General features: G+C 66.9%; 19 protein-coding genes, 1 tRNA gene and 1 pseudogene. 8 read left to right on the top strand and 13 right to left on the bottom strand.

Annotated features, from left to right (window positions below; translation table 11 throughout):
- Positions 1-55 precede the first annotated feature (55 nt).
- Positions 56-949 carry a hypothetical protein gene (locus ACQUSQ_RS01655; RefSeq protein ID WP_435066757.1) on the bottom strand — a complete coding sequence of 298 codons (894 nt, stop codon included), beginning with the start codon at positions 947-949 and terminating at the stop codon, positions 56-58.
- 83 nt (positions 950-1,032) lie between these two features.
- On the opposite strand from ACQUSQ_RS01655, the gene ACQUSQ_RS01650 reads away from it, so the two are divergent.
- The gene (locus ACQUSQ_RS01650; RefSeq protein WP_435066756.1) at positions 1,033-1,479 is read left to right on the top strand and encodes an LOG family protein; all 447 of its coding nucleotides are present in this window, start codon (positions 1,033-1,035) and stop codon (positions 1,477-1,479) included.
- Here the strand turns inward: ACQUSQ_RS01650 and ACQUSQ_RS01645 are convergent.
- The 4 genes from ACQUSQ_RS01645 to ACQUSQ_RS01630 form a co-directional block, all read right to left on the bottom strand.
- Positions 1,452-1,853 carry a TrmO family methyltransferase domain-containing protein gene (locus ACQUSQ_RS01645; RefSeq protein WP_435066755.1) on the bottom strand — a complete coding sequence of 134 codons (402 nt, stop codon included), beginning with the start codon at positions 1,851-1,853 and terminating at the stop codon, positions 1,452-1,454. The two genes, ACQUSQ_RS01650 and ACQUSQ_RS01645, sit on opposite strands and share 28 nt — an antisense overlap.
- 39 nt (positions 1,854-1,892) lie before the next feature.
- Positions 1,893-3,731, bottom strand: a complete 1,839-nt coding sequence (locus ACQUSQ_RS01640; RefSeq protein WP_435066754.1) for a sensor histidine kinase — start codon at positions 3,729-3,731, stop codon at positions 1,893-1,895.
- 74 nt (positions 3,732-3,805) lie between these two features.
- A complete protein-coding gene (dph2, locus tag ACQUSQ_RS01635) occupies positions 3,806-4,840 on the bottom strand; it encodes a diphthamide biosynthesis enzyme Dph2 (protein ID WP_435066753.1) in 1,035 nt (344 codons plus the stop codon).
- A 63-nt stretch (positions 4,841-4,903) separates the two neighbouring features.
- Positions 4,904-5,059, bottom strand: a complete 156-nt coding sequence (locus tag ACQUSQ_RS01630; protein ID WP_435066752.1) for a hypothetical protein — start codon at positions 5,057-5,059, stop codon at positions 4,904-4,906.
- Between the two features lie 190 nt (positions 5,060-5,249).
- On the opposite strand from ACQUSQ_RS01630, the gene ACQUSQ_RS01625 reads away from it, so the two are divergent.
- Entirely contained in the window at positions 5,250-5,594 is a 345-nt protein-coding gene (locus tag ACQUSQ_RS01625; protein WP_435066751.1) for a hypothetical protein, read from the top strand.
- Positions 5,591-6,163, top strand: a complete 573-nt coding sequence (locus ACQUSQ_RS01620) for a hypothetical protein (RefSeq protein WP_435066750.1) — start codon at positions 5,591-5,593, stop codon at positions 6,161-6,163. The genes ACQUSQ_RS01625 and ACQUSQ_RS01620 overlap by 4 nt, the downstream gene beginning before the upstream one ends.
- Before the next feature lie 63 nt (positions 6,164-6,226).
- On the opposite strand, the gene ACQUSQ_RS01615 is transcribed toward ACQUSQ_RS01620, so the two are convergent.
- Positions 6,227-6,310 (bottom strand) — tRNA-Leu (locus tag ACQUSQ_RS01615).
- Positions 6,311-6,418: 108 nt separating this feature from the next.
- On the opposite strand from ACQUSQ_RS01615, the gene ACQUSQ_RS01610 reads away from it, so the two are divergent.
- The gene (locus tag ACQUSQ_RS01610; RefSeq protein ID WP_435066749.1) at positions 6,419-6,904 is read left to right on the top strand and encodes a twin-arginine translocation signal domain-containing protein; all 486 of its coding nucleotides are present in this window, start codon (positions 6,419-6,421) and stop codon (positions 6,902-6,904) included.
- 3 nt (positions 6,905-6,907) lie between these two features.
- Here ACQUSQ_RS01610 and ACQUSQ_RS01605 read toward each other — a convergent pair whose 3' ends face one another.
- Genes ACQUSQ_RS01605 through ACQUSQ_RS01595 form a run of 3 tightly spaced genes read right to left on the bottom strand, consistent with a single transcriptional unit; the run spans position 6,908 to position 9,089 of the window.
- On the bottom strand, positions 6,908-8,218 hold the full coding sequence (locus ACQUSQ_RS01605) for an amidase (protein WP_435066748.1): 1,311 nt from the start codon (positions 8,216-8,218) through the stop codon (positions 6,908-6,910).
- Between the two features lie 45 nt (positions 8,219-8,263).
- Complete coding sequence (locus ACQUSQ_RS01600) at positions 8,264-8,551, bottom strand: hypothetical protein (protein WP_435066747.1); 288 nt, start codon at positions 8,549-8,551, stop codon at positions 8,264-8,266.
- Positions 8,552-8,564: 13 nt separating this feature from the next.
- Positions 8,565-9,089 carry a DoxX family protein gene (locus ACQUSQ_RS01595; protein ID WP_435066746.1) on the bottom strand — a complete coding sequence of 175 codons (525 nt, stop codon included), beginning with the start codon at positions 9,087-9,089 and terminating at the stop codon, positions 8,565-8,567.
- Between the two features lie 238 nt (positions 9,090-9,327).
- Between ACQUSQ_RS01595 and ACQUSQ_RS01590 the strand changes: the two genes are divergently transcribed.
- Positions 9,328-10,551 carry a permease gene (locus ACQUSQ_RS01590; protein WP_435066745.1) on the top strand — a complete coding sequence of 408 codons (1,224 nt, stop codon included), beginning with the start codon at positions 9,328-9,330 and terminating at the stop codon, positions 10,549-10,551.
- Here ACQUSQ_RS01590 and ACQUSQ_RS01585 read toward each other — a convergent pair.
- On the bottom strand, positions 10,548-11,495 hold the full coding sequence (locus tag ACQUSQ_RS01585) for a mechanosensitive ion channel family protein (RefSeq protein WP_435066744.1): 948 nt from the start codon (positions 11,493-11,495) through the stop codon (positions 10,548-10,550). The two genes, ACQUSQ_RS01590 and ACQUSQ_RS01585, sit on opposite strands and share 4 nt — an antisense overlap.
- A gap of 104 nt (positions 11,496-11,599) precedes the next feature.
- Here ACQUSQ_RS01585 and ACQUSQ_RS01580 point away from each other — a divergent pair, with 104 nt between their 5' ends.
- Together ACQUSQ_RS01580 and ACQUSQ_RS01575 are read left to right on the top strand one after the other, a co-directional pair.
- Entirely contained in the window at positions 11,600-12,100 is a 501-nt protein-coding gene (locus ACQUSQ_RS01580) for a hypothetical protein (RefSeq protein ID WP_435066743.1), read from the top strand.
- 90 nt (positions 12,101-12,190) lie between these two features.
- Positions 12,191-12,613, top strand: coding sequence for a hypothetical protein (locus ACQUSQ_RS01575; RefSeq protein WP_435066742.1), 423 nt, complete (start codon positions 12,191-12,193; stop codon positions 12,611-12,613).
- 13 nt (positions 12,614-12,626) lie between these two features.
- On the opposite strand, the pseudogene ACQUSQ_RS01570 reads toward ACQUSQ_RS01575, so the two are convergent.
- Positions 12,627-13,322 (bottom strand): annotated as a pseudogene (locus ACQUSQ_RS01570) (restriction endonuclease); the annotation flags it as partial.
- 71 nt (positions 13,323-13,393) lie between these two features.
- Here ACQUSQ_RS01570 and ACQUSQ_RS01565 point away from each other — a divergent pair.
- The gene (locus tag ACQUSQ_RS01565; RefSeq protein WP_435066741.1) at positions 13,394-13,969 is read left to right on the top strand and encodes a metallophosphoesterase; all 576 of its coding nucleotides are present in this window, start codon (positions 13,394-13,396) and stop codon (positions 13,967-13,969) included.
- A gap of 12 nt (positions 13,970-13,981) precedes the next feature.
- Here ACQUSQ_RS01565 and ACQUSQ_RS01560 read toward each other — a convergent pair whose 3' ends face one another.
- Both ACQUSQ_RS01560 and ACQUSQ_RS01555 read right to left on the bottom strand, forming a co-directional pair.
- The gene (locus ACQUSQ_RS01560; protein WP_435066740.1) at positions 13,982-15,511 is read right to left on the bottom strand and encodes a PQQ-binding-like beta-propeller repeat protein; all 1,530 of its coding nucleotides are present in this window, start codon (positions 15,509-15,511) and stop codon (positions 13,982-13,984) included.
- A gap of 72 nt (positions 15,512-15,583) precedes the next feature.
- A complete protein-coding gene (locus ACQUSQ_RS01555) occupies positions 15,584-16,798 on the bottom strand; it encodes a DUF6498-containing protein (protein ID WP_435066739.1) in 1,215 nt (404 codons plus the stop codon).
- Positions 16,799-16,822 lie beyond the last annotated feature (24 nt).

Here is a 16,822-nt window from a genome sequence, read left to right as displayed (position 1 = left end):
TCGATGAACGAGCCTCCGGCATAGGTTCCGTGGAGAGTCACACCCGCGTTTGTGCCTACGGCTCGTCGCCGAGGACGCGCTCCTCGACTGACCGCCCGTTGCGCCGATAGAACGCCGTCGCGTAGGTGTGTCGAAAGGCGAAAAACAGCGCCGTCGTCGCCATCGACACGAGCGAGAGTGCGACGACTTCGGGCGTCGAGAGGCCGATGTCCATGCCGCCCCCCATGAGCGCGTCGAGACCCGGCGACCCGGCGCCCGGGCCGCCGTCGCTCATGCCGCCGCCGATGGGGGCCGGCGTGTCGCCGGTCGGCGCGCCGCCGCTCGTCAGGAACCGATAGGCCGTAAAGCCCGCCACCGGGAGCGAGGCGATGAGGCCGAGACCGAGCGTGACGAGCGTGTAGCCGAGCGTGTCGAGAATGTTCCCGCGCACGAACGAGACGCTCTCGGTCACGCTTTCGACGGCGCCGGCATCCTCCACCACGACGATGACGGGGTAGAACTGGATGGCAAAGAGGACGGCGAGATACAGACAGGCGACGACGAGGATGACTGCGCCGCCGACCAGTGCGACCGGGCCACCCGCGCCCGCGGCGACGGCGAGAAGCAGGCCGAGAACGACGAAGACGACGCCGAACGAGAGTTGAATCCCGAACTCCAGAAACGACGCGAGCAGCAGGTCGAGATATCTCGCCCGACCAGTCGTCGTGAGTGCCTCAAGGGTCGTGTCGCCGTCGAGGGCGTCGCGCGCCATCCCGACGACGCCCGCGACGACGAAGGGCGTGACGAGGAACGTCACCATCTGGAGCGCGGTCGGTGCGAGCGGAACCCCGGCCAACTGGAGGGCTCGCTGGGGCACGAGTAAGGCCGCGTAAACGAGGCCGCCGAGGAAGAGGACGGGGTTTCGCGAGAGTGCGTCGATGGCCATTCGGAGGGGCTTGACCGCAGACATGTGCATGAGCGAGCGTAGCCAGCACATAAAGGTGGCGTGTCGGTAGACCGAACGTATATGCCTGCGCTCGACCAGACCCCGCCATGCGCGTCAGCGTCATCGGCGGTGGTTCGGTCGACGACTCGACGGCGGCACAGGCCCGTGAAATCGGCCGACTGCTCGCCGCTAACGGGCACGTCGTGGTGTGTGGCGGCCTCGGCGGCGTCATGGCGGCGGCGTGCGAGGGGGCGAACGCCGCCGGCGGCGAGAGCATCGGCATCCTGCCGACGACGGACCGGAGCGACGCCAACGACCACGTCGATACCGTCATCGCGACGGGCCTCGGCCACGCCCGAAACCCACTGGTCGTCATGAACGGCGACGCCGCCATCGCCATCGACGGCGGGGCAGGGACGCTCTCGGAACTGGGCTTTGCCGGCGTCTTCGACCGCCCCGTCGCCGGACTGGGCACGCACGACGCCCCCGGCGTCGAAGCCGTCGAGACGCCCGCCGAAGCCGTCGACTACGTGGAGTCGTCGGTCCAGCACTGAACGTCGACCGGCACCTTCAGGTCCAGCACCGGGCTGCCGTCGGCCATGTCGACGCCGCGGACGTCGAGCCGTCCCGCGTCGACGTCGACGCTCTCGACGGCGCACTCCGTAACACAGACCGGGTTCGGCCGGGCCGGCGAGCGCGACGTGAACACGCCGCGCGAGGTGTCGCGGTCGAGCCGCAACACGGACCGGTCGGCTCGGTCGGCCCACCAGACGACGACCACCCGGTCGCCGTCGAAGCCGCCGAGTCCCGCCCGGTAGTCGGGGCCGAGTTCGACGACGCCCGCGGCGTCTTCGAGCGCCCCCTGTCTGGGGGCGTCGCTCGTCGTCTCGAAGGGCGTGTGGACGGTTCCGATGGGGTCACACTCCATGTCCCGGCGTTCGTCCCGGCGACCAAAAGGTCACCGCCGTCAGGTGTCGACGTCCGCGGATAGGGGTTCGGCCGCCCGCTCGACTGACGCCTCGTCGTCGGCGAAGCTCACGTCGTCGAACGTGATGCGAGCGCCGCCGTCTCGCCCCGATTCGACGCTCACGGACCAGCCGTGTGCCTGCGCGATGGCGTCGACGATGGCGAGTCCCAGTCCCGTGCCGTCGCCGGTCGTGAACTCGTATTCGAGGACGGACTCGCGGTTCTCCGGCGGGATTCCCGGCCCGTCGTCCTCGACGTAGAACCCCGAGTCGTGGCGCCCGACGGTCACGGTAATCGGGTGGTCCTCGGCGCGAGCGTCCGTCGAACCGTGCTCCACACTATCGCCGGATTCCATCCGGCTATTCGTCGAACCATGTTCGACGCTATCATCGGCGCGTTCGGCGCGCCGATTGTTTGTGGAGCCGTGCTCCACACTATTCCGAAACAGGTTCTCGAACACGTTCTGGAGTCGCGTGCGGTCCGCGTACACCGAGACGGTGGGGTCGACCTCGATTTGCAGGGTCGCTCCGTCCGTGTTGGTGGTTCGCCACGCCCCTTCGACCACGTCGACCAGCGAGACGCGCTGTCGGTCGTCGATGGTGCGACCTTCCCGCGCGAGGGTCAGGAGGTCGTCGATGATGCGGTCGACCCGGTCGAGGGCGTCGAGCGCGGTCCGCAGATTCGATTTGCCGTCGCCTTCGAGCGCCAGTTCGGTTCGCCCCCGAGCGACGTTGAGCGGGTTCCGCAGGTCGTGTGAGAGCGTGCTCGCGAACCGTTCGAGCTGTGCCGTCTGCTGTTCGAGGTCACGGATGTGTCGCTGGCGGTCGGTGATATCCCGAATCACGAGGACGTAGCCCCGGACCGAACCGCCGGTGTGCAGTTGCGAGACGTCGACCGTGTACTCCCGCGGCGTCGACTCGTCGGTGCGGCCGAACGTCGAGGCGAAGGGATGTTCGCCCTCGTCGGGGTCCGACGACTCGGCGAGCAGTCCGGGCAGCAGTCGGTCGAGCGACTCGCCGTGAGCGTCGCTCAGGACGGGGAACGTCGTCGCTGCCGTCTCGTTGTAATCGAGCAGTCGGAGTTCGTCGTCGACGACGATGACTCGCTCGTCGAGCGCTTCGAACACCGTCTCGCGCGCGAGCGGCACGAGGTCGAACAGCTGGTAGCGAAAGACGGCCCAGCCGGCGAACGACACCATCCAACTCGACCCGATGACGAACGCGCCGTTCAGGGGGCCAATCAGGAGGCCGCTTATCCAGAGGCCCGTGACGGCGAAGGGCGGGACGAACCCCACGAAGAGGACGAGCGTCTGCCGCCACCGGGCCTCGCGGCGCACGAGAAATCGGTAGCCGAGGATGCCGATGGCGGCGTAGTAGCCGACGAACACCGGGAGCGTGAGGACGGTAAACAGCGGCGTCGGTGTCCCGGACAGGTGCGGTATCGTCGCGCCGACCACCTCGTAGCCGGTCCGGGCGTACCCGTGAATCGGGTTCGTTACTTCCAGTCCGAACAGGACAGCCGCGTAGACGGCGACACCGGCTATCAGGCGATTCGAGGGCGTTCGGCGGTCGGCCGTGAACGCGAGCGCGAAGAGGACGAACACGAGCGGGATGGCCGAACTCAATCCGGTGTGGAGCGTGTAAAACAGCACGGCAAGTTGCCGAGTTGGCGCGAGGAGTTCCGCGGCGACGAACACGCCGACAGGCAGATGCAAGCCCACGGTGAGGGTGAACAGCCGACCGGGGCGGTCCAAGTCGTCGGACCACAGCCACGCCGCGACGACGCTGACGAAGCCACTCGCCAGCAACACGACCGCGACGTAGAGTGTCTCGGCGTTCATCTGCCCCTATTACTGTGAAAGACCGTGATATAGCTTGTTGCCGACAGGACGCTACCGGGCGGGCACGGCCACCCTCACCACGTGCCGTGGAACGTGTCGAACGAGAGCGAATCGAGGGGTTCGTCGCCGACGGCGATGCGATACTCGCCCGGCGTGAGCATCGGCTTGTGGAACTGCGGGCCGTCGTCGGTCGTGATGCGTGGACAGCCGGTGTTGACGAAGGCGTCCATGTCGAAGTTTCGCAGGCGGTCCGGCGTCACTTCGTCCATCGTGATGAGGTAGGCGTCGTCGTTGTCCTCGACGATTTGCTCCGCCATGTCCCATCGCCCCTGCCCGATTTTGGTGCAGAAGATGACGCCCCACTTCTCGGCGTCCATCGCGCGGTGGACAGCGCCGTAGCGCTGTTTCATGAACTTCTCCGTGTCGGCGACGGTGACGACGTTGTTCACCGGGTCCGCGATGACGACTTTCTTGTCCGGATGCTCCATCGCCAGTCCGAGCGGGTGGAACTTCCCGCCGCCGACGTAGAGCACTTGGTCGGCGTCGATGTCCGCCGAGGCGTAGTTACAGCCCAGAACTTGGCCCTCGTGGGTGAGTCGGTCGTCACCCTTCCGCGTGTGGACGTTGTAGCCCTCGTCTTCCAGCCACTCTTTCATGTCGCCGAAGAGGTTCATGTGCTGGGCCGTCGTGACGAGGCCGACATCGTCGTCGGGCAGTTCCGCGAGCGCATCCTCCATCATCGGGAAGGGGTCGACGTTCGAGAACAGGGGGACGTAGATAATCTTGTCCGACTCCTTCATCGGCGAGTGACCGAAGTGGACGAACACGTCCGTCCGACGCATCAGATAGGTGTCGAGGTCACAGGCACCGTAACAGGGCTGGCCGGAGAGCATATACGTCACGTCGTCGTCGGTCAGCGCCCGCAGGTCGTCGGCGACGGCGGGGCCGCGACGTTTCAGCCCCTCCGGGAACTGGAGGCCGACTTTCGTCGCGTTCCGCTCTTCGACCGCTTCCACGATGCGGTCGAGTTCGTAGTCCCACTCCCGGTCGTGTTTGAGCGACATCCCCGTGTTCCGGAGGTCGCCGTCGGAGGACACGTCCTGACTCATTACCCCGTATTGCCGGCGTGGCCGTTTAACGTCCGCGCTTCGGGGCCAACGCGACCGACCCCGCTACGAACGGTACAGAAGAATTGCGACGAGGAAAACGAGGAGTAGAGGCACGAGCGGCGCCGCAACCTCGAACGGGGCCACGACGACGACGAACGCCGCCAGCACGACGAATTCGAGGGCCACGAGGATGCTCAGCGCGTCGTACTGACTCGGCATCGGGCGAACGAGTGGTCGGAAGCGAGGTAAACGTCGGGGCCGAACTGTCCGAGGCTTCCCGGATATCCCGACGAACGCGGCCGATATCCACCCTCACGGTGCCGCGAGATGACCGAGAGATGCTCCGATGTGCAAGCTGTGTGCAACCGGCGAAACGGTTATCCGTCTATGTGCAAAACCTGCACATAGAATGGGCGCGAGCGACGACCCGCGACGAGTCCACTTCCAGTCGCCGGAGTATCTCGTCGACCGACTCGACGCAATCGCCGACCTCTTCGACACGGACCGGACGGACCTCCTCGTCGAGGCCATGCGGGAGTACATCGAGGAAACCGCCGACAGCGAGACGTTTCAGGAACTGGTCGCGACGAAATACTACGACGACCAACTCGAATTCGAGGCCGTCAAGCGACTGGTGGGCGCCGAAACCGCACAACGACTCCGCCTGCTCAAGATGGACCTCGAAGACGAGCCGCTGGATATCGCGGCGCCGGACGACGTCGACATCTACGGCGACGACGCGACCGAGCGATGAGTGGCTCGCGGCTGCGGACGGTCGTCGCCGACACGAGCGCGCTCGTCAGTCTGGCCGTGCCGCGGGCCGACACGGAGTACGACACCGACGCCGCCCCGGACCCGCTCCAGTACCTGCTCACGTCGTGTGACGCGTTCCTGCCGCCTGAGGTCATCACGGAACTCCGGAACCTCACCCAGTACCAAGACGTCCACGGTGCCGCGGCGACGAACGTTCTCGCGGCTCGCGACCACTACACCGTCGCGGACCCCTACGACCGAGACGGGACACCGAACTCGCGGCCGACGTTCGGCCTCGACGACGGCGAAACCGATGGCATCGTCCTCGCGAACGCGCTCGGGGCCGACGGCTTCCTAACCGACGAGTTCGGCGGGACGAACTTCCCGCTGATTCACGCCGTGCTTCGGGGTCCACGAATCGTCCCGACGCCACGGCTCGTCTGTGACTACGCTCGGAACGGTCACCTGACCCACGAGGCGGCGAGCGCGTTACTCTCTGTAATCGGGTCGCATCGAAGCTGGGACGACAGTCCGTACGTTACCCGATTACGGCAGCGCCTTGAGAAGTGAAGTGTTGCGAGGGAAGAGCGCTCCGAGAGCGGTCTTCCGCATCTTCCGGGGTGACCCGGGCGATGCGAGGGAAGGGATTTGAACCCTTGGACCTCTACAGGAGCGGATCTTGAGTCCGCCGCCGTTTCCTAGCTTGGCTACCCTCGCACGCACTCGGTGCCAGAACGTCGCCGGGGTTTAACGCACCGGTTTTCGTTCGGAACCGTTGCCACGGAGCCGAGGGCTTATACTCGTCGTGTCCAAAGGGGAGCCATCATGTTCGACGACACGAGCCGACGCTCGTTCCTCCAGTTCGCCGGCGTGGGCACCGCCGCCTCGATGGCCGGATGTAGCTCGCTCGCCAACCACGAGGGCGGGAACGTGGAGCCAGCGACGGTCACGCTCGGGGTCCAGCCCGACGAAGAGTCGCTTCAGCAACTCCAGTCCGACATCCAGTCGCAGGTGCAGTCGGGCGAACTCGACCGCATGCAGGCACAGCAGCGATTCCGCGAGCGGCGGATGGCGCTTACACGCGCCGCCGTCGACAGCGTCCGCAACCAGACCGGCAACGTCTCGGTGACCATCGACGACGCCGTCGCGGACGTGGGCGCGCTCCGCGTCACCGGCGAGCCAGCCGCGCTCATCGAGACGCTCTCCTTCGAGGAAGTGAGCGGGATGTTCCCCGAATCGGTGTTCGAACAGGCCCAGTCACAGGCTGGCGCCGGCGCGCAGTCCCCGAGCACCCAGACGCCGACCGGGTGAGGGCTACGTAGCGACCGACCCGATATCCTCGACCGCTCGCTCGATTCCCTCGCCCCACGCCACGAGCGACTCGTCGGCGCCGAAGGGCGCGACCACCTGCAGGCCGAGCGGGAGGCCCTCGACTCGCCCGGCGGGGACGGACAGCGCCGGGACGCCCGCGTGCGTCCACGGCAGATTCATGACCGGGTCGCCGGTGTCGTCGATACCCGCCGGCGCCGGCCCGGGCGCACTGGGCGAGAGCAGGAGGTCGACGTCGCTCGACGCGATTCGCTCGCCGATGCGACGGCGCAGGTCGAGGCGCCCGGCCCGCGCCGCGGCGAGTTCGTCGACGCCGACCGCCTCGCCCCGTTCGAGTAACGCAACCGATTCCGCCGCGTAGCGGTCGCCGTACTCGTCGTACCACTCGGCGTGCGTGAGCGCGAACTCCGCGGCCGTCAGCGTCCGGTGGCGCTCGTTGATGGCGTCGATGTCATCGAGCATCGAGACGCGCCGGATGTCGTAGCCCGCCGCCGAGAGCGCGTCGGCGGCGGCGTCGACGCCCGCCCGACCCGCGTCGGTCGCCTGTTCGAGATACGGACCCTCGACGACACCGAGAACCGGGCGCTCGTCGGGGTCGACCGGCGTCCATCCGTCACAGAGGGCTTCGGCGGCGTGGGCCGCGCCCGCGACGTCGGCGGTGAACGTGCCGACGTGGTCGACGGAGGGCGCGAAGGGAACCACGCCGTCGCGGGGGATACGGCCGTAACTGGGCTTGAAGCCGACGATGCCGCAGAACGCCGCCGGGCGGCCGACCGAGCCGATGGTCTGGGTGCCGAGCGCGAGCGGGCAGGTCCCGGCAGCGACAGCGGCCGCAGACCCGCTGGACGAGCCGCCGGGGGTGTGCCCGAGGCCACAGGGGTTGCGCGTCGCCGGAGGGTCGAAATGCGCGAACTCCGTCGTCCGGGTTTTCCCGAAGACGAGCGCGCCGGCGTCGCGAAGCCGGGCAACGGCCGCCGACTCGGCGCCGGTTATCGCCGCCGGTGGCAACGACGACCCGGCTTCGGTGGTGTAGCCGTCGACGTGGAAGATGTCCTTGACCCCGACGGGGATACCGAACAGCGCCGGTCGGGTCGCGGGGTCGTCGTGGCGGGCGGCGAGCGCCGTCGCCTCGCGTCGCAGACGGTCACGCTGTCCCGCTTCGGGACGGAACGCGTCGATGTCGTCTTCCGTCGCGTCGAGGCGGTCACAGCAGTCGGCGGCGAGCGTGACGGGGCGCCGGTCGCCGCGTCGGAGCGCCCGGACGAGCGGCGCCAACCGCTGGGGGTCGTAGTGCATACGACCCCACCGGGACCGCTCGGTGTATAGTCCTTCGGACGAGGGTTACTGCGTCGCCGGGTCGGCGTCAGCCGGGGCGTCGCTCTCGGCGGCTGGCACGAGGGCGCGATACCCCGCCCACAGCGCGAGGACTGCCAAGCCGGCGAGGACGAGGCCGGTCCGGATGGCCGGGTCGACGCCGGGCTGGGCGATTACCTCGCCCGCCTCGTTGGTGACGGGTGCCGCGCCGTAGGGCGCGCCGTCGAGGAGTTCGAGCGCGCCGAGGACGACGACACCGGTCAGGACGAGCGTGCTACTCAGCGCCATCGCCACCGTGTCGAGTGTGTCTGTCATAGGTTTCACCTCGTTAGCCGAGTAGGTACCGCAGTCGCGGGTGGTTCTGGACCAGTGCCAGTCGTTCGAGCAGTTCGTCGACGCCGTAGTACCGGCCCGCGCCGAAGACGACGAGGGTGGCAAACAGCAGCAATCCCATCAGGTCACTGTTGACGACGCCGTGGCCGAACGCGGCGTTGCCGACCCAGAAGAACGCCATGAAGACGGCGCCGCCGACGGCCGCGAGTCGGACCACGGCCCCGGCGATGAGCGCGAGGCCGATGAGCGTCTCGGCGAGGGGGACGGCAACCTCGATGACGCCCGGAATCGCCGTCCCCATCCACACGGCCAGCGGACCGAGGACGGTGTCGCCCATCCCCCGGAGGTACGCGGGGCCGTCGGTGAACTGCAGGCCCGACGTCAGCAGTTTCGTCACGCCGGCGTGGAAGAACCACCAGCCGACGACGACGCGGAGGAGCGCAATCCAGACGGGCGCGGCCGGCCCCGCCCGTCCGAGGTCTAGCTCGCCTGCCAGCGGGTTCGAAACGTCGTAAGCCATCGTAAACACCTCACACGAGTACGTCGGTTCGCGACCCCCATGTACCCCGACGGCGATTCTACGCGACTGGGAATCGGTGCTCGGGATTTGGAACGTCTCTCTCGCGACGGCCCAAACGTTCGAATCCAAACCGAGGGGGGAGCTATCCTGCGACAGCGCTAACCACAATCGAGTTGAATCGTCACACCGTAGTCACGACCATGCATCGGAGACGCGTCGCCGTCCGGAGGTGGGTCGCGTGACCGTCGTCGAGACGCTGGTCGAGGGGGTGCGCCTCGCCGGCGAGATGGGCTGGGAGACGTGGTGGGCGCTCGTCCTCGGGTTCACCATCGCGGGCGCCGTCGAGACGTTCGTGAGCGAGGAGCGCATGTCGGCGGTGCTCGGGGGAAGCGGCTGGCGCGAACTCGGACTCGGGACGCTGTTCGGCGCCGCCTCCTCGTCGTGTTCGTTCGGCGCCGTCGCGACGACCAAGTCGCTGTTCAAGAAGGGAGCGTCGCCCGTCGCCGCGCTCGCGGCGTTCCAGTTCGCCTCGACCAACCTCGTCATCGAACTCGGGTTGGTGATGTGGATTCTGCTCGGCTGGCAGTTCGTCGCCGCCGACTACGTCGCCGGCCTGTTTCTCATCGGCTTCCTCGCGGCCGTCTTCGAGTACGTCGTCCCCGACGCGTGGTTCGAGGCGGCGCGCGACCACCTCCGGACCACGGAGGGGGTGCGCGACCCCTCGTGTGGCATGACGGTCGACCCCGACGCCGACGACGTACACAGCCTCGATGTCGACGGACGGACCGAGTACTTCTGCTCGTCGTCGTGTAAGTCGGCGTATCTCGAATCACAGCGACAGGCGGACGCGACGTGGCGAGAGCGACTCCTGACCCGCGACGGGTGGCGATTGGCTTCGAAAAACGCTCTCGGGGAGTGGGGGATGCTCTGGACGGATATCGTCGCGGGCTTTCTCATCGCCGGCCTCATCGGCGCGTTCGTCCCCCGAGCGTGGTGGACGACGCTGTTCGGCGTCGGTGCCGAGGGGACGTTCGCGTGGGTGGTCGCGAGCGCGGTCATCGGCGTCGTCGTCGGCGTCGTGACCTTCGTCTGCTCGGTGGGGAACGTCCCCTTCGCCGTCATCCTCTGGTCGAACGGCATCGCCTTCGGCGGCGTCATGAGTTTCATCTTCGCCGACCTCATCGTGCCGACCATCGACGACGCCTACCGCCGGTACTACGGGCTTCGGATGGCCGCCGTCCTCTTCGTGAGCATCTTCGTCGGCGCCGTCGTCTCGGGGGTCGCCATCCACTACCTCTGGTCCGGGTTGGGCCTTATCCCGCCGAGCGGCGACGTCGGCGGCACCGCGCCGGGCGGCTACACGACCTACCTCAACGCCGTCTTCACGCTCGTCTTCCTCGGGCAGGTGTACGTCGGCTACGCGAGCGACGCGGACGCGACGGCGACGGAGACGCCCACCTAGCGACTCCGGCTGACGGGGAAGGCCACCCGGTCGGGGTTGTCGTTGAAGCGGTCGAGGATGTCGCGATAGAGCGCGTTCCGCGCCCGCGTCCCCCGCCGGGGGTGGACGAGATAGCGCAGGCGGAGTTCGACCCACGACTCCTGCTGGACGACGTTGACCGTCGGGCGGTCGTTCACGTCGAGTTCGACCGGCGTCTCCGCGAGTCGGTCGCGATAGGTGGCGATGCCCGCCTCCATCTCGTCGCCGAGGTAGTCGTCGGCCACCTCCCTCATCACGCCGGTGGCGAAGTCGATGTCCGTCTCGTAGGCCACCTGTATCGAGAGTTCGTTCCAGACGTAGGGGACGCCCTCGGCGTGGAAGTTGACGACGTGCGAGGAGAGGACGACGCTGTTCGGGACGGTGACGATGCGGCCCGAGGGCTGGTTGGTCGAGACGAGTTCGCCGTCGATTTCCCACACCTCCGTCACGAAGAGGTCGATAGAGGCCACGTCGCCGCGGGTGTCCTCGATGGCGATGCGGTCGCCGACGGCGTAGGGGCGTTTGATGACGATGTAGAGCCAGCCGATGAGCGACGCGAGCGCACCCTGCAGCGCGAACGTGACGGCGAAGCCGACGACGCCGAGCGAGAGCAGGACGCTCACCCACGCGCGAGTGACGACGCCGAAACACGCGATGAGGCCGAGCGCCCCGAACACGAGTCTGAGGACGTTGCGCGTGTCGTGGCGGCGGCGCTTGCTCTCGGTGTGCGAGACGAGGAAACCTCCGACGAGTCGGTAGCTGCCGTAGGTCGCCAACACGACGGCGGCCACGGACGAAACCAAGAGGATTGCGGGGCCGAAGGCGGTGCCGAACAGCGCCTCGCCGGCGCCGAACCGGCGGACGAGACGCACGCCGGCATAGAGGGCGACGGCGAGGGCGAGCGCAACCGACCCGACGTGTCGCATACCCACACACCGGCAGCGGGGAGGCAAAAACCCCGAGGTCGACGACCGGCACGCACCGACCGCGAGGACGGAAGATACATGACGGTCAGCGGTCACGTCTCGCTATGGTCGACCGTCCCTCCCTCCAGACGGCGCTGATAGCCCTCGGAGTCGCCTTCCTCCTCGTGTCGTTCGTTCCCAGTACCGGCACTCCCGACGCGGACTACGTCCACCGGGTCGCCCCCGCCGAGAACGGCACGCTGTCGTTCGGCATCGAGTACGAGGAGTCCGACGTACGCGACTACGAGAACCTCTCGGAGCGCGGGCAGACCGTGTTCGACCGTGCCCGCGCCGACTCGCCCTACGTCGTCGAGAACGCGTCCGCGACGGCGCCCGACTTCGAATACACGAGCGACCACGTCGCACTCGGTGGGGGGCTCTACGCCATCGAGTACGAGAACACGGTGTACGAACTCCGCACCGAGCGACGGAGCGCGGGCTTCAACGCCGGGGCGTGGCTGGTGACGCTGGCGACGCGCGTCGGCGGGGCCGCACTCGTCGTCGCCGGCCTCGCCCTCGCGGTGATGCGGTGGTATCGCGACCGGTCAGTCGGCGGTTCGGAGTAGGGGCAGGAGACGCCGCGCCCAGCGTGCCGTCGACGCCATCTTGGTCCCATCACTTACCTGCCTCCGGAATCCACGGATACATAGCGTAGAATGCCACCAGTAGGTGCCCCGGAACTGCCGCCCGAGACGAATCATGGTCGCCCGCCCGTTCAGTGTGAGGAGTGTGCGTCCGCGCTCCAGAATCAGGGCGACCACTCAGAGTCGTTTCTGCTTCTGGACCACCTCACGGTTCCCATCATCGGCTGTCACGACCACGTCGAGACGTTCGTTTCTATCTGTGAAGTGACGACCACGGATAGCCCGGAACTCGTCGACTTCCTGCCCGCTGGCGGCATTCGATGTCCTAGCTGCCGGCTCGCGGCGTACAGTATGGAACATCCCGTGATTCCTGTGCAAGCCGGCGCCGTCGGCATCCTGGCCTGTTCGGAACACCAAGTCGAACTCATCAACCGCTTTCAGGCGGGGCTGAATACACAGGAACAGCTCACCTCGTCTCTCGATACGTCTCCGTGAACAGATACTCAGGTCAGATGATGCCGCCAATCGCGAGAAGACCGATGACGACCAGAAGCGTCGCGACCACGCCCCCGCCGGCCAAGAGTTCGTTCTCCATCGCCTTCTCGTGGAGTGGCATCTCGGGGTTCTCCTCGCGGAACGCCTCGAGGTTCTCCGCGTCGTAGAACTACTTCGTCTTCAGTGCGAACCGCTCGGTGACCGCACAGCCCGTACACACCGGCTCGCCTTCCAGTCGCTCCGTTTTGATGTGACTGCCGCAAGCTATCGCCCCGCAGTTGGGGCAGGAGGTGTACGCCTTATCGACGCCGCTCGTCTCAGAGTGAACGCACCGGTGACTACCGTCCTCCAGAGTAACCCGTGAGGGGCCAGCGGCGTAGTATTCGTACGGATACGAATACTCTCCCACCTCTGTCGTCTGCCGAATCTCGGGCAGATACACCGGCTCGATGGATTGCACCGAGATGTCCGAAATATTCGGCTCACACGTCTTGTCGTACGTGACGTTGTTGTCGCCGGTGTAGGTCACCGTCGTCGTGTGATAATCTTGAAGCCGGTCGACGGCCCACTTCTTGTACTCCGTTTGTGTCTGGCCGAACCGGCGCTCCTCGACGGCGGTCTCATCTCCCGGCCGGTCGTCGACGAGCCGAGCTATTTCCAAGCCGTCTGCGAGTACGAACACGTCTGGGAGTGAGGGCACTAGGGTCGCTCGTGGGAGTGTGTTGTCTGGGGGTCTGTCCTCGCCCAAACTATTAACCCGAATAGCAGCCCGGTACCCGTATGGCTCGATACGTTATTTCTGACCATCACTTCGGGCACGCGAACATCATCGAGTACTGCGACCGGCCGTTCAGTAGCGTCGGCGAGATGAACACCACACTGCTCGACCGGCATTACGAGACGGTGGAGGCCGAAGACGTCCTCGTTCACCTCGGTGACGTGGCGATGGATATGCAGGACGGGAGCGAGACAGTCGAATACTTCGAGCGACTGGACGGCGACATCCTCCTTCGCGGAAACCACGACGTCGGCCTCGAACCCGACAGCGCTCCGTTTCCGGTGCTCGATTCCTGTATTCTCGAACACGGGGACTACCGATTCTACTGTGCGCACCGCCCCGAGGACATTCCCGAAGACTGGGACGAATGGGCGCTCCACGGCCACCACCACAACAACGACACCGACACCTACCCGTTCGTGGCGTGTGACGAACGCCGAGTCAACGTGAGTAGTGAACTCCTGAGGTTCCGGCCGATACGGCTCGAAACGGTGGTCAACTTGCTGGACGAATGCCCCCCGGAATCGCGATTCCGAGACGTCGAAAAAGCCCGGGCGTGGATGCAGGCGAACTCGTGACGCCCGCCCTCGCTACCGACTCTCGACGGCGTACACAGTCGTTCGTGTATCGACCAAGAGCCGGTCCGGCGTCGGCACGAAGCGCTTGGCCGTGTCGTCGAGTTCGCAGGTATAGACTGGGTCGCCCGATTCAGATTCCAACAGACAGACTCGCTCCGAGTCGTCGGTGGCGAGTAGGTAGTCCTCGTTCGTCGAGAGGGTCGGCCTCGCCCGCAGCGTGTCTGTCGCCTCGAAGGTCCAGTCTCGGGCCTCCTCGACGCTCGCTGCGGTGTCGAACTGGTACCGCTGGATGACCGACCCCGAGTGGGTGAACGTCGTTCCGTCCGTCGCAACCGTCGAGGGGTGGTGGAACGTGGCGTCGAGAGTGCCGAATCGGTCGTCGGAGCCGGCAGCGAGGAGTTCGAACGATTGGGACCCGTCGTCGGCGTCGACGACGCTGGAGTAGTATCCGCTCCCCGTGACGACGACGAGCGAGCCGGCGCGTTCGATGCCGAGGACGGACTCGGTCGGTCGCGTCTTCTCGTTCGGGTCTTCCCGGTCCCCGAATTCGGTGAGTCGGTGTCGCCACCGCTGGGACCCGTCGTCCGTATCGATGGCGTACGCGTCTCCGCGCACCGTCCCCGCGAAGAGGTCGCCGCCGGACGCCGTCAGCACCGACGGCGTCTCTCGCATCGGGAACTGCCAGACGAGGTCACCCGAGTCCCGGTCGCGCGCCGCGACAAGCCCGTCGTCGGAGTTCGTCGCCGTCACGACAAGGCCCCCGCACACCACGGGCGAAGCGGGGAACCACGACTGCCAACTGGCGTCGTCAATCAGGGCGTCGGCGGTCCACTCGACGTTTCCGTCGTCGAGCGAGAGGGCCGTCAGCGCGCCGTACTCGTTCGTCACGTACAACGACTCGTCCGTCAGGACAGAGCGCCCGCTGTGTTCGAACGCGGTGGTTCGGTCCCACTGTAGCCGTCCGTCGTCTGCGGAGAGCGCGAGTATTTCGTCCTTGCTCGGACGCACGTAAATCGACTCCCGACCCAACCTCACGCGCCAGTCCATGAACGAGGCCGACAGGCGTTCGATGTCGTCTTGGAACCACTCGTCGACGAGCGTCGGCATCGACGTCTCCCACACGTCGTCGCCCGACTGCAGGTCGAGTCCGTAGAGCGACTCCTCGTCGTACAGGATAGCGAGGTCACCGAGCGAGCCGATGAGACGCCGGTCGGGTGCCGTCCACGCGATTGGGAGCGTCGGTGCGTCGTCGAGCGCCGCCTGCTGCCGTTCGCGCTCGCGTTCGCGGGCTTCTCGCCGCTGTTCCCGCTTTTCGCGCTGCTCGCGGAACGACTGTCGCCACTCGGGTTCGTCGTCCGCGTCGGACGACTCGTCCTGCTCGAATGCCGTCCATTCGACCTCGTCGTGGATGTCGGAGTCGTCGCTCACGGGGTCGTCAGCGTCGAGGGTCAACCCACACGACTCACAGACCACCTCGTCGTCCGTCTCGACTAACTCCGTGGAGCCACACTCCGGGCACTTTTCGGGCGCGTCGACGGTCATGTACTTCGATTTCCCGCTGCAAGACGGGTTAAATGCTGGGGCATAGCTATCTCATCTCGAATGGGAGCGGAGTCAGCGGGCCTCGCCGTCGAGCAGTCTCATTGCCGAGTCGACATCCTCGAAGTACCCCAGCCTATGGGTTTCGCCCGCGACGGTGCTGAGCTTCAGCGTGTCGTACCACTCGGGCAGCACCGCAGTGAAGAGGTCCGAGGAGGCGGTCACCGTCGCTATCTCGTCCCGTCGAACCGACCACTGCGCCACACCGGTCAACTCGTTGTGGGCGACGACCGCATCCGGGTAGATGCGATAGACGACGTGCGCGCTGACGACCCATCCCACCACGAACTCAACGAGTACCCGGCAGCCCACGACTGCCGCGGCGCCGGCCGCGGCGCCGACGACGCGCCCGTACGGGGCTCCGAGCACCTCCCCGCCGACCAGCGACCCGGCCAGTCCACCAAAGAGAACCGGGAACAGCATCAACCCCAACACGGAGGCGAGGACCCCGCTGATTGCCGCGGCCGCGAGCGTGCCGCGGCGGTCGCTCCTGAACGATTCGACCGGTTCACCGTCGGGTGTCTCGACCGACTGCTCCTCGCCGACGGTCTCGTCGCTGAACACCGTCGACTCGACCCACCCGGGGTACCGGTGTTCGACGAGAGCGTATCCGGCGCGCGCGCCGACGGCCGCGAGCCCGAGACCGATGCGGCCGACGCCCGCGGCCTCGGCCCCGTTGACCGCGAGCGGAGCGACGACTGCGAGCACGAACACGAGCATCAGATACTTCCGCGAGTTGCCGCCGGTGGCGGCCGTCGACTCGTACGCCCCGGAGCGCAGCCAATCCACGAACCGGGACGCTTGGTCGACCACGACGACGAGGACGGCCAGCGCGAGCGTCGCCGGTGGAGCGAACGCCTCGGCAAAGGGCGCGACGGCCCCCGTCAGTAGCAGCCCGCCCAGCGGCCAGAACGCAGCGAGCGGAAGCACCGACAACAGCACGTACGGCACGTTCCGTGGATACACCGGCGGGAGGCAGTTGCTGAGCCGGATGCCCCCGCGGACGTCCGCGAGCGCTTCCAGTGGGAAGGGCACTCTCGTTGCCGTCGGCCTGTACGCCGCTGACGGCGGCCGTGCGGCGAACAGGGATTGGACGGCGCCACGAGTGGCCGCGACACCTGCTTCGACCCAATACACGAACAGCAGGAGGTGGGGTCCCCACTCGAAGCGGACCACGCCCGCGGCCAACACGGCGGCGACCAGCGCGGCTCTGTACGCGCTCCATCTCACGTTGGGACGACCGTCGTAGCAGAG

Origin of the sequence: Haloplanus sp. C73 (assembly GCF_051195115.1) — an archaeon.
In the GTDB taxonomy this organism is placed as follows: domain Archaea; phylum Halobacteriota; class Halobacteria; order Halobacteriales; family Haloferacaceae; genus Haloplanus.
Note: the sequence above shows the minus strand (reverse complement) of the source record. Positions and strands in the feature narration are given on the sequence as shown.

What these genes read in the sequence shown, in the direction of transcription:
- ACQUSQ_RS01655 (WP_435066757.1), bottom strand. Translation starts at nt 949, where the DNA reads ATGTCTGCGGTCAAGCCCCTCCGAATGGCCATCGACGCACTCTCGCGA.
- ACQUSQ_RS01650 (WP_435066756.1), top strand. Translation starts at nt 1,033, where the DNA reads ATGCGCGTCAGCGTCATCGGCGGTGGTTCGGTCGACGACTCGACGGCG.
- ACQUSQ_RS01645 (WP_435066755.1), bottom strand. Translation starts at nt 1,853, where the DNA reads ATGGAGTGTGACCCCATCGGAACCGTCCACACGCCCTTCGAGACGACG.
- ACQUSQ_RS01640 (WP_435066754.1), bottom strand. Translation starts at nt 3,731, where the DNA reads ATGAACGCCGAGACACTCTACGTCGCGGTCGTGTTGCTGGCGAGTGGC.
- dph2 (WP_435066753.1), bottom strand. Translation starts at nt 4,840, where the DNA reads ATGAGTCAGGACGTGTCCTCCGACGGCGACCTCCGGAACACGGGGATG.
- ACQUSQ_RS01630 (WP_435066752.1), bottom strand. Translation starts at nt 5,059, where the DNA reads ATGCCGAGTCAGTACGACGCGCTGAGCATCCTCGTGGCCCTCGAATTC.
- ACQUSQ_RS01625 (WP_435066751.1), top strand. Translation starts at nt 5,250, where the DNA reads ATGGGCGCGAGCGACGACCCGCGACGAGTCCACTTCCAGTCGCCGGAG.
- ACQUSQ_RS01620 (WP_435066750.1), top strand. Translation starts at nt 5,591, where the DNA reads ATGAGTGGCTCGCGGCTGCGGACGGTCGTCGCCGACACGAGCGCGCTC.
- ACQUSQ_RS01610 (WP_435066749.1), top strand. Translation starts at nt 6,419, where the DNA reads ATGTTCGACGACACGAGCCGACGCTCGTTCCTCCAGTTCGCCGGCGTG.
- ACQUSQ_RS01605 (WP_435066748.1), bottom strand. Translation starts at nt 8,218, where the DNA reads ATGCACTACGACCCCCAGCGGTTGGCGCCGCTCGTCCGGGCGCTCCGA.
- ACQUSQ_RS01600 (WP_435066747.1), bottom strand. Translation starts at nt 8,551, where the DNA reads ATGACAGACACACTCGACACGGTGGCGATGGCGCTGAGTAGCACGCTC.
- ACQUSQ_RS01595 (WP_435066746.1), bottom strand. Translation starts at nt 9,089, where the DNA reads ATGGCTTACGACGTTTCGAACCCGCTGGCAGGCGAGCTAGACCTCGGA.
- ACQUSQ_RS01585 (WP_435066744.1), bottom strand. Translation starts at nt 11,495, where the DNA reads ATGCGACACGTCGGGTCGGTTGCGCTCGCCCTCGCCGTCGCCCTCTAT.
- ACQUSQ_RS01580 (WP_435066743.1), top strand. Translation starts at nt 11,600, where the DNA reads ATGGTCGACCGTCCCTCCCTCCAGACGGCGCTGATAGCCCTCGGAGTC.
- ACQUSQ_RS01575 (WP_435066742.1), top strand. Translation starts at nt 12,191, where the DNA reads ATGCCACCAGTAGGTGCCCCGGAACTGCCGCCCGAGACGAATCATGGT.
- ACQUSQ_RS01565 (WP_435066741.1), top strand. Translation starts at nt 13,394, where the DNA reads ATGGCTCGATACGTTATTTCTGACCATCACTTCGGGCACGCGAACATC.
- ACQUSQ_RS01560 (WP_435066740.1), bottom strand. Translation starts at nt 15,511, where the DNA reads ATGACCGTCGACGCGCCCGAAAAGTGCCCGGAGTGTGGCTCCACGGAG.